The following is a 5,780-nucleotide window of genomic DNA, read 5'->3' as shown; positions in this document are numbered from 1 at the left end:
TCTGCGGGCGCCCTGCCCGATGTCGCCTCTATGCGCCCGATCGCCCCTGCCTTCGAGCACCCCGCGCGCTTGCCCTCGAACCCCTAATCGCCTTACAAGCCCCATAACCCGTGGGGAGCACCGTCGGTGATCAGCGGTTCAGTTCAACGGGGCCTGCCTGCCGAAGCCGCGGCGCAGGCAGGCCTTTCCGCCATCCGGCGGCAACCATCACACCATCTCGCGCAACGCCGCGTCACGCCGGATGACGGAAAAACCCTTTTACGTTAGCCCGGCCTGGCGAGGAGTGATATGGTGCAGCATTGGAGGTTCTCCAGATGAGCAGAGTCGAAACGGCCGAGCGCGAAGTGCAATCGCTGTCGGTCCAGGAACTGGCGGCGTTTCGCAAGTGGTTCCACGAGTTCGACGCGGCGGCGTGGGATCGACAGATCGAAGAAGACGTGCAGGCGGGGAAGTTCGATCGACTGGCCGACGCTGCACAGGAGGCCTTCAAGGCCGGGAAGTGCACTGAGTTTTGACAGCACTTCGCGTCGCCGGAATTTTGGACGTGTTGCCGAACCTTGCCGAAGGACGTTCAGGAACTCGCGGACGAGAAGTACAAGCTGCTGAAGGCCGACCCGCGGCACCCGTCGCTTCAACTGAAGAAGGTACGACGCTTCTGGTCCGCGCGTGTTGGTCTGCACCACCGCGTCGTCGGCATCGATGCGCACGGCCTCGCGGACGGGATAGTGTGGTTCTGGATCGGCACGCACGCTGATTATGACAAGCTGCTGGGCTAACACGCGCATCGGGCGGCCGGGCTTGAACGTCATTGCCATTCGCGAGCGTCGCTGCGCCGGCCGCTCATGCGCAAACCGTTAGCCTCCACCGTTGGCAGCTTCATCATGCTTGCGGTATTCTTGGAACGAGGTGAGAAGCATGGCGCACACGGCGATCTCTGAGCCACCGGGGTTCGCGGAACTTACCAAGGCCGAGCAGGTGCGATACCTGCAAGCGCTCTGGGATCGTATTGCCGAGAAGCCCGGAGATCTCCCGGTTCCGGAAAGCCACCTGCAAGTCGCGGAGGAACGACTTGCGGAGTACCGCCGCGATTCGACACGTGCTCACTCGGCGTACGAAGTCCTCGACCGCCTGGCCAAGAAGCCGCGGTGACCGAGTATCGGTTGATCTCGGAGCCGCCCGCCGATGCCGATGTAGAGGCGGCGTTCGAATGGTACGAGAGCGAACGACCAGGGCTTGGGTTGGAGTTCCTCGATGAGCTTCGCGCGGCCTACAACCGCATCGCTGATGGCCCGCACAAGTACCAGGAGCTACGCGGCGGCATCCGGCGCGCCCTTCTCCGGCGTTTTCCGTACGCAGTCTACTTCGCCATCGAAGGCGAAGTCGTTGTCGTCGTTGCAGTGCTGCATGCCAGTCGCGATCCAGCAGAGTGGCAGCGTCGGAGAGGCCAACACCTATAAGGCCTCCGTTGTCAAGAAGACGCGGCGGTAGCGCCACGGGGGCGGGGGCTCTCGCGGGAAGCGGACGCGGCGTGCACGCTGAGGACGGTGAGCTGACTTCGTTTCACAGCGGGTGCGGAAGCTGTGGTCTGCACCAAACACCTATTGAGGCTCAGTCGTCGATGATCGCTGGTGCCGACTGGACGAGGCGACGCGATGGAGCACGCGGCGCTGCCTAGAAACTCATCGGTGCCCTCGTACCGGCCGATTCAAAGCAGGCGGGCTCTGGCATGCGGCCAGTCCCAGTTAGTGCCCGGCTCGGCGGAGGGGCAGCCACCGGGTCCCCGGGGGGACGCCGCGTCATATATGTCGGGGCGGAACGGGTGTCCAATCAAGCCGCAGGGCTCCCAGGCACGCGGCCCAGATGCACGCACGCGGTCACGCCGCAGAGCAAAGCGGTGCATCGAGATGGCTCGGCCTGATGCGGGCCAGTTAGGCGACGGGCTCACCCGTTCCCCTCGAGTTCAGGGCGTGCCCAGGAATCGCGCCAGATTGAATACCTGTTGGCACGTGAGCATGTGGTAGACGGCGCGCGCCAGTTTGTGGGCCAGGATGCTCAGCGCCTTGCCCTTGCCGTGCCGGCGCTCAAGGCGGGCGAAGTGGCGTTGCCTGTCAAGGCACGTTCTGGCGCAAGAAGAGCGCGGCCGCTTCGGAGAACGCCCACTTCAGATGCGCGTTGCCGATCTTCTTGCCCGAGCTGCCCAGGCGCTTGCCGGCGGACTCTTTGGCGCACTGGGGCTCCTCCTCTTCTCCCCGGTGGGGAGGTCGTTGTGAGATGCAGCCACCGTACCCCGCCGGCGTGGCGAGGGGGAGGCCTTGATGAGGATCACGCCGTTCCAGGCGACGGCGAAGAGCGCGCCGCGCCTGAGTGGCACGACGTTAGGCGCGACCGCGGACACCGTGGTATGGTTAAGTCGGGCATGGAGGTCGGATGAAACGTCCTACGCAAGTCGTCCACAGCGATCCCGAAATCCTTGGCGGCACGCCGGTGTTCGTGGGGACCCGAGTTCCGGTTCGGGCATTGTTCGATTACTTGGAAGGAAAGCACTCCCTGGAGGACTTCCTTGACGATTTTCCGACGGTCCGTCGCAGGCAGGCAGTTGCGGCACTCGAGCAAGCGAAGGAACTTCTGGTGAGCGGTGCGCGTGCTGCTTGACGAATGCGTGCCGCGGCAACTCAAGCGCGACTTGCACGGGCACTCAGTCCGGACCGTCGGCGAGATGCGTTGGGCAGGCGTTAAGAACGGTGAATTGCTACGTCGAGCTGTTCGAGAGTTTGACGCGTTGGTAACGACCGATCGACGCATGGAGTTTCAGCAAAACGTAAGGTCGATCGGGATGCGCGTTGTTGTCATGATAGCTCCTCGTAACGACGTCGATATTCTGCGTCCGCTCATGCCGCGAGTGTTGCAGGCCCTCAAAGCAGTTCGACGCGGCGAGGTGCGTCGTGTCCGCGCCTAACACAGGCCTCCTCTGTCAAGAAGACGCGGCGGTAGCGTCACGGGGGCGGGGGGCGCTCGCGGGAAGCAGACGCGGCGGGCACGCTGAGGAGGGTGAGCTGACTTCGTCTCACAGCGGGTGCAGAAGCTGTGGTATGCACCAAACACCTATTGAGGCTCAGTCGTCGAGGATCGCTGGTGCCGACTGGACGAGGCGACGCGATGGAGCACGCGGCGCTGCCTAGAAACTCATCGGTGCCCTCATGCCGGCCGATTCAAAGCAGGCGGGCTCTGGCACGCGGCCGTCCCAGTTAGTGCCCCGCTCGGGGAGGCGCGCTCGTGCATGAAGGTGGCAGCGCCGGCGCAACAGGTCACGGGTGGCACGCATCGCGGCGGGATAGACGCAGGCCATGGGCAGTATGCCGCCGCGCAGTAGGACAGTGATCTTGTCGGAATCGATCTTGTCGTTCTTGTATCATCGCTCCTTGGCGGCGCTACGGGCCTTGCCGCCCAGCGTTGAGATGGACGGGAGATGACAGCAAACGTTACCGATCGCGGTTTGCAGCCGCCACGGAAGGATGCAATCCTGCGCATATGGAAATGCCGCTGACTGCTCAGGACCTTTGGCCGTTGCTCCTCAAGTTGCCACACGACGAGCAACTGCGTCTCGCCAAGCTCGCGTTGCACGCCGCCTCGGGCGGCGGCCGCGAGGACGCACGCGCGTATCAGGCTGCCCCACCTGCAGAGGAAGAGTTCTCGATTGCGGACAACCCTCTGGCCTGGGAAGGCGAGGGCTGGGACGAGTATTGATCGATGCGCCGCGGAGAGATCCGCTGGTATACGTTTGCGTCACCCGACAAGCGCCGGCCCGTGCTTCTTCTCACCCGAGACGCGGTGATCGGTACGCTGAACGAAATCATCGCCGTGCCTGCAACACGAACGATCCGAGGTCTTTCGACCGAGGTTCTCCTGTCACCCAGCGATGGCATGCCGGCTGGTTGTGCCCTGAATTTCGACCACGTCGGCATCGCGCAGCGTGCTCGTCTCGGTGCAGTCCTGACAACATTGGCGGAGTCTCGATGGCCGGAAGTCGAGAACGCCCTGCTGATCGCCTGCGGCTTCGAACCACGCGGTGATCGCTGATGCTTGTGGTCGGCGTTGCCATCGACTGCACACGGTCCGCGGGGCGCCACCGCGGGTACCAGGCCACCCAATGAAGGTGGCGTAACACGCCTAACCCCTATAAGGCCTCCGCTGTCAAGAAGACGCAGCGGTAGCGTCACGGGCTCCGGCGGGGGCTCTCGCGGGAAGCGCACGCGGCGTGCACGCTGAGGACGGTGAGCTGACTTTGTTTCACAGCGGGTGCAGAAGCCGCGGTCTGCACCACGAGTCGGCACCAGCGATCGTCGACGACTGAGCCTCAGTAGGTTTTTACCCCGCCCGGTTGGCAAGGGGGAGGCCTTGATGAGGATCAAGCCGCTCCAGGCGACGGCGAGAAGCGCGCCGCGCATGAGCGCCAGCGTTAGCCGAACGTCGACGACGGCTGGTGCAGATGAGCGGCACTGAGCGGCCACGGAGGACGTGCGACGTGAGCGCAGCGCCTTGACTCGGTCATGGGATATAGCCCATACTAGTTCATGCGATGCCAACCGTGGTCGAAGGCGACTTCGAATGGGCCTCAGACAAGGCTGCGTCCAACCTCCGGAAGCATGGTGTGTCGTTTCCTGAGGCGGCGACGGTCTTCGCTGATCCGTTCGCAGTCTATCTCGATGACAGGTCAGGAATCGGTCGGATGGCGGTCATCGGAATATCGTTGCGCGAGCGGTTGCTGGTCGTCGTCCACGTGGAACGTGCGCACCGGGCCGGATCATCAGCGCTCGACCGGCGACCACTGCCGAAAAGGCAAGTCTACGAAACGGGAAGGTGAGCCGTGAGCTACGCGGCCAAGCGAAGGGTCGAGATGCAAGACGAACCCGTTCGGGTTCTGGGGCGGGGAGTGCGAGCACAGCGCGGAGTTCACCTGACCCTGCGGGCTCTTCGAGAGGCAGCCGGCAGGACGCAGATGGATGTGACCGAGGCGTCTCGCATGGACCAGGGCGATATCTCGCGACTGGAAGCTCGGTCGAATTTCGACGACTGCCAGGTGGCCACGCTACAGCGGTATCTGGCTGCAATCGGCGGGCGTCTAGAACTGGTCGCAGCGTTCGGAGACAAGAAGATCATTGTCTCAGGTGTGAATGCGGCGCTCTCCGCAGGGACGTCGGCTAAGCGGTCGTTGCAGCGGACGGGCCGCTCCGCGTCCCGCCGCTAAACGGCACGTCGGCGTAAGACTCGGTGGCACGATGCCGAACATCGTCCAATGGAGCCGACGGCCAACGACCGCGCAGTACGTCGCCGGGCTGAAGGCGATCGCCCCCCGGACGAATGACATCCAGCGGCGGATCCTAGCCGCTCAACACCACGCCCCGGAGCGGACGGCTTATGCTACCCAACTGGCACGGCTCGCGAATGTTCAAGGCGGCCATCCGACCGTCAACGCTCAGTACGGCCGGCTCGGTCATATGTTCTGTGATGCCACCGGACTGGAACCGGACAAGCAGGAGATCGGCACTTCCCGCTGGTGGGCGGTCTGGTCCCTCGGGCATTCCACCCGCAAGGGGTTCATTTGGGAGATGCTGCCCGAGGTGGCAGAGGCCCTGGAACAGCGTGTCCTTCCGGTGAGCATGCATAGCTCGATTTTCCCGGGGCGATCGGTTGCGACCGGGCCACCGAGACGGAGCGACGGATCAGCGGGGTGGGAACCGGCTGCGCCGCCACCGGTCAGCGCGGTGGATCGGGACCGGTGT

General features: G+C 64.1%; 9 protein-coding genes and 2 pseudogenes. 10 read left to right on the top strand and 1 reads right to left on the bottom strand.

Features of this window, described 5'->3' with window-relative positions:
* Positions 1–314 precede the first annotated feature (314 nt).
* From HY699_21975 to HY699_21950, 6 genes are all read left to right on the top strand, one after another.
* Complete coding sequence (locus tag HY699_21975; protein MBI4518477.1) at positions 315–515, top strand: hypothetical protein; 201 nt, start codon at positions 315–317, stop codon at positions 513–515.
* Between the two features lie 42 nt (positions 516–557).
* Positions 558–776, top strand: a complete 219-nt coding sequence (locus tag HY699_21970; GenBank protein MBI4518476.1) for a hypothetical protein — start codon at positions 558–560, stop codon at positions 774–776.
* Between the two features lie 139 nt (positions 777–915).
* The gene (locus HY699_21965) at positions 916–1,149 is read left to right on the top strand and encodes an addiction module protein (protein MBI4518475.1); all 234 of its coding nucleotides are present in this window, start codon (positions 916–918) and stop codon (positions 1,147–1,149) included.
* Positions 1,146–1,457 (top strand): type II toxin-antitoxin system RelE/ParE family toxin, encoded by a 312-nt coding sequence (locus HY699_21960; protein MBI4518474.1) that lies wholly within the window; start codon positions 1,146–1,148, stop codon positions 1,455–1,457. Before HY699_21965 ends, HY699_21960 begins: the two co-directional genes overlap by 4 nt.
* A gap of 970 nt (positions 1,458–2,427) precedes the next feature.
* On the top strand, positions 2,428–2,652 hold the full coding sequence (locus tag HY699_21955; protein ID MBI4518473.1) for a DUF433 domain-containing protein: 225 nt from the start codon (positions 2,428–2,430) through the stop codon (positions 2,650–2,652).
* Complete coding sequence (locus HY699_21950) at positions 2,636–2,956, top strand: DUF5615 family PIN-like protein (GenBank protein MBI4518472.1); 321 nt, start codon at positions 2,636–2,638, stop codon at positions 2,954–2,956. The genes HY699_21955 and HY699_21950 overlap by 17 nt, the downstream gene beginning before the upstream one ends.
* Before the next feature lie 333 nt (positions 2,957–3,289).
* On the opposite strand, the pseudogene HY699_21945 reads toward HY699_21950, so the two are convergent.
* Positions 3,290–3,406: pseudogene (locus tag HY699_21945) on the bottom strand (IS110 family transposase).
* 122 nt (positions 3,407–3,528) lie between these two features.
* Here HY699_21945 and HY699_21940 point away from each other — a divergent pair.
* The 4 genes and pseudogenes from HY699_21940 to HY699_21925 all read left to right on the top strand — a co-directional run bounded on the left by HY699_21940 (position 3,529) and on the right by HY699_21925 (position 5,245).
* The gene (locus tag HY699_21940; GenBank protein ID MBI4518471.1) at positions 3,529–3,744 is read left to right on the top strand and encodes a hypothetical protein; all 216 of its coding nucleotides are present in this window, start codon (positions 3,529–3,531) and stop codon (positions 3,742–3,744) included.
* A 3-nt stretch (positions 3,745–3,747) separates the two neighbouring features.
* Positions 3,748–4,077: a type II toxin-antitoxin system PemK/MazF family toxin gene (locus HY699_21935; GenBank protein MBI4518470.1), complete on the top strand. Its 330-nt coding sequence runs from the start codon at positions 3,748–3,750 to the stop codon at positions 4,075–4,077.
* 499 nt (positions 4,078–4,576) lie between these two features.
* Positions 4,577–4,836, top strand: a pseudogene (locus HY699_21930) (BrnT family toxin).
* Positions 4,837–4,864: 28 nt separating this feature from the next.
* Entirely contained in the window at positions 4,865–5,245 is a 381-nt protein-coding gene (locus tag HY699_21925) for an XRE family transcriptional regulator (GenBank protein ID MBI4518469.1), read from the top strand.
* The last annotated feature ends 535 nt before the right edge of the window (positions 5,246–5,780 follow it).

It is taken from the genome of Deltaproteobacteria bacterium (assembly GCA_016210005.1).
In the GTDB taxonomy this organism is placed as follows: Bacteria; Desulfobacterota; Binatia; order HRBIN30; family JACQVA1; genus JACQVA1.
Note: the sequence above shows the minus strand (reverse complement) of the source record. Positions and strands in the feature narration are given on the sequence as shown.

Excerpts from the sequence above, each read along its gene's own strand:
- HY699_21965 (MBI4518475.1), top strand. The coding sequence starts at position 916 with ATGGCGCACACGGCGATCTCTGAGCCACCGGGGTTCGCGGAACTTACC.
- HY699_21955 (MBI4518473.1), top strand. The coding sequence starts at position 2,428 with ATGAAACGTCCTACGCAAGTCGTCCACAGCGATCCCGAAATCCTTGGC.
- HY699_21940 (MBI4518471.1), top strand. The coding sequence starts at position 3,529 with ATGGAAATGCCGCTGACTGCTCAGGACCTTTGGCCGTTGCTCCTCAAG.
- HY699_21935 (MBI4518470.1), top strand. The coding sequence starts at position 3,748 with ATGCGCCGCGGAGAGATCCGCTGGTATACGTTTGCGTCACCCGACAAG.
- HY699_21975 (MBI4518477.1), top strand. The coding sequence starts at position 315 with ATGAGCAGAGTCGAAACGGCCGAGCGCGAAGTGCAATCGCTGTCGGTC.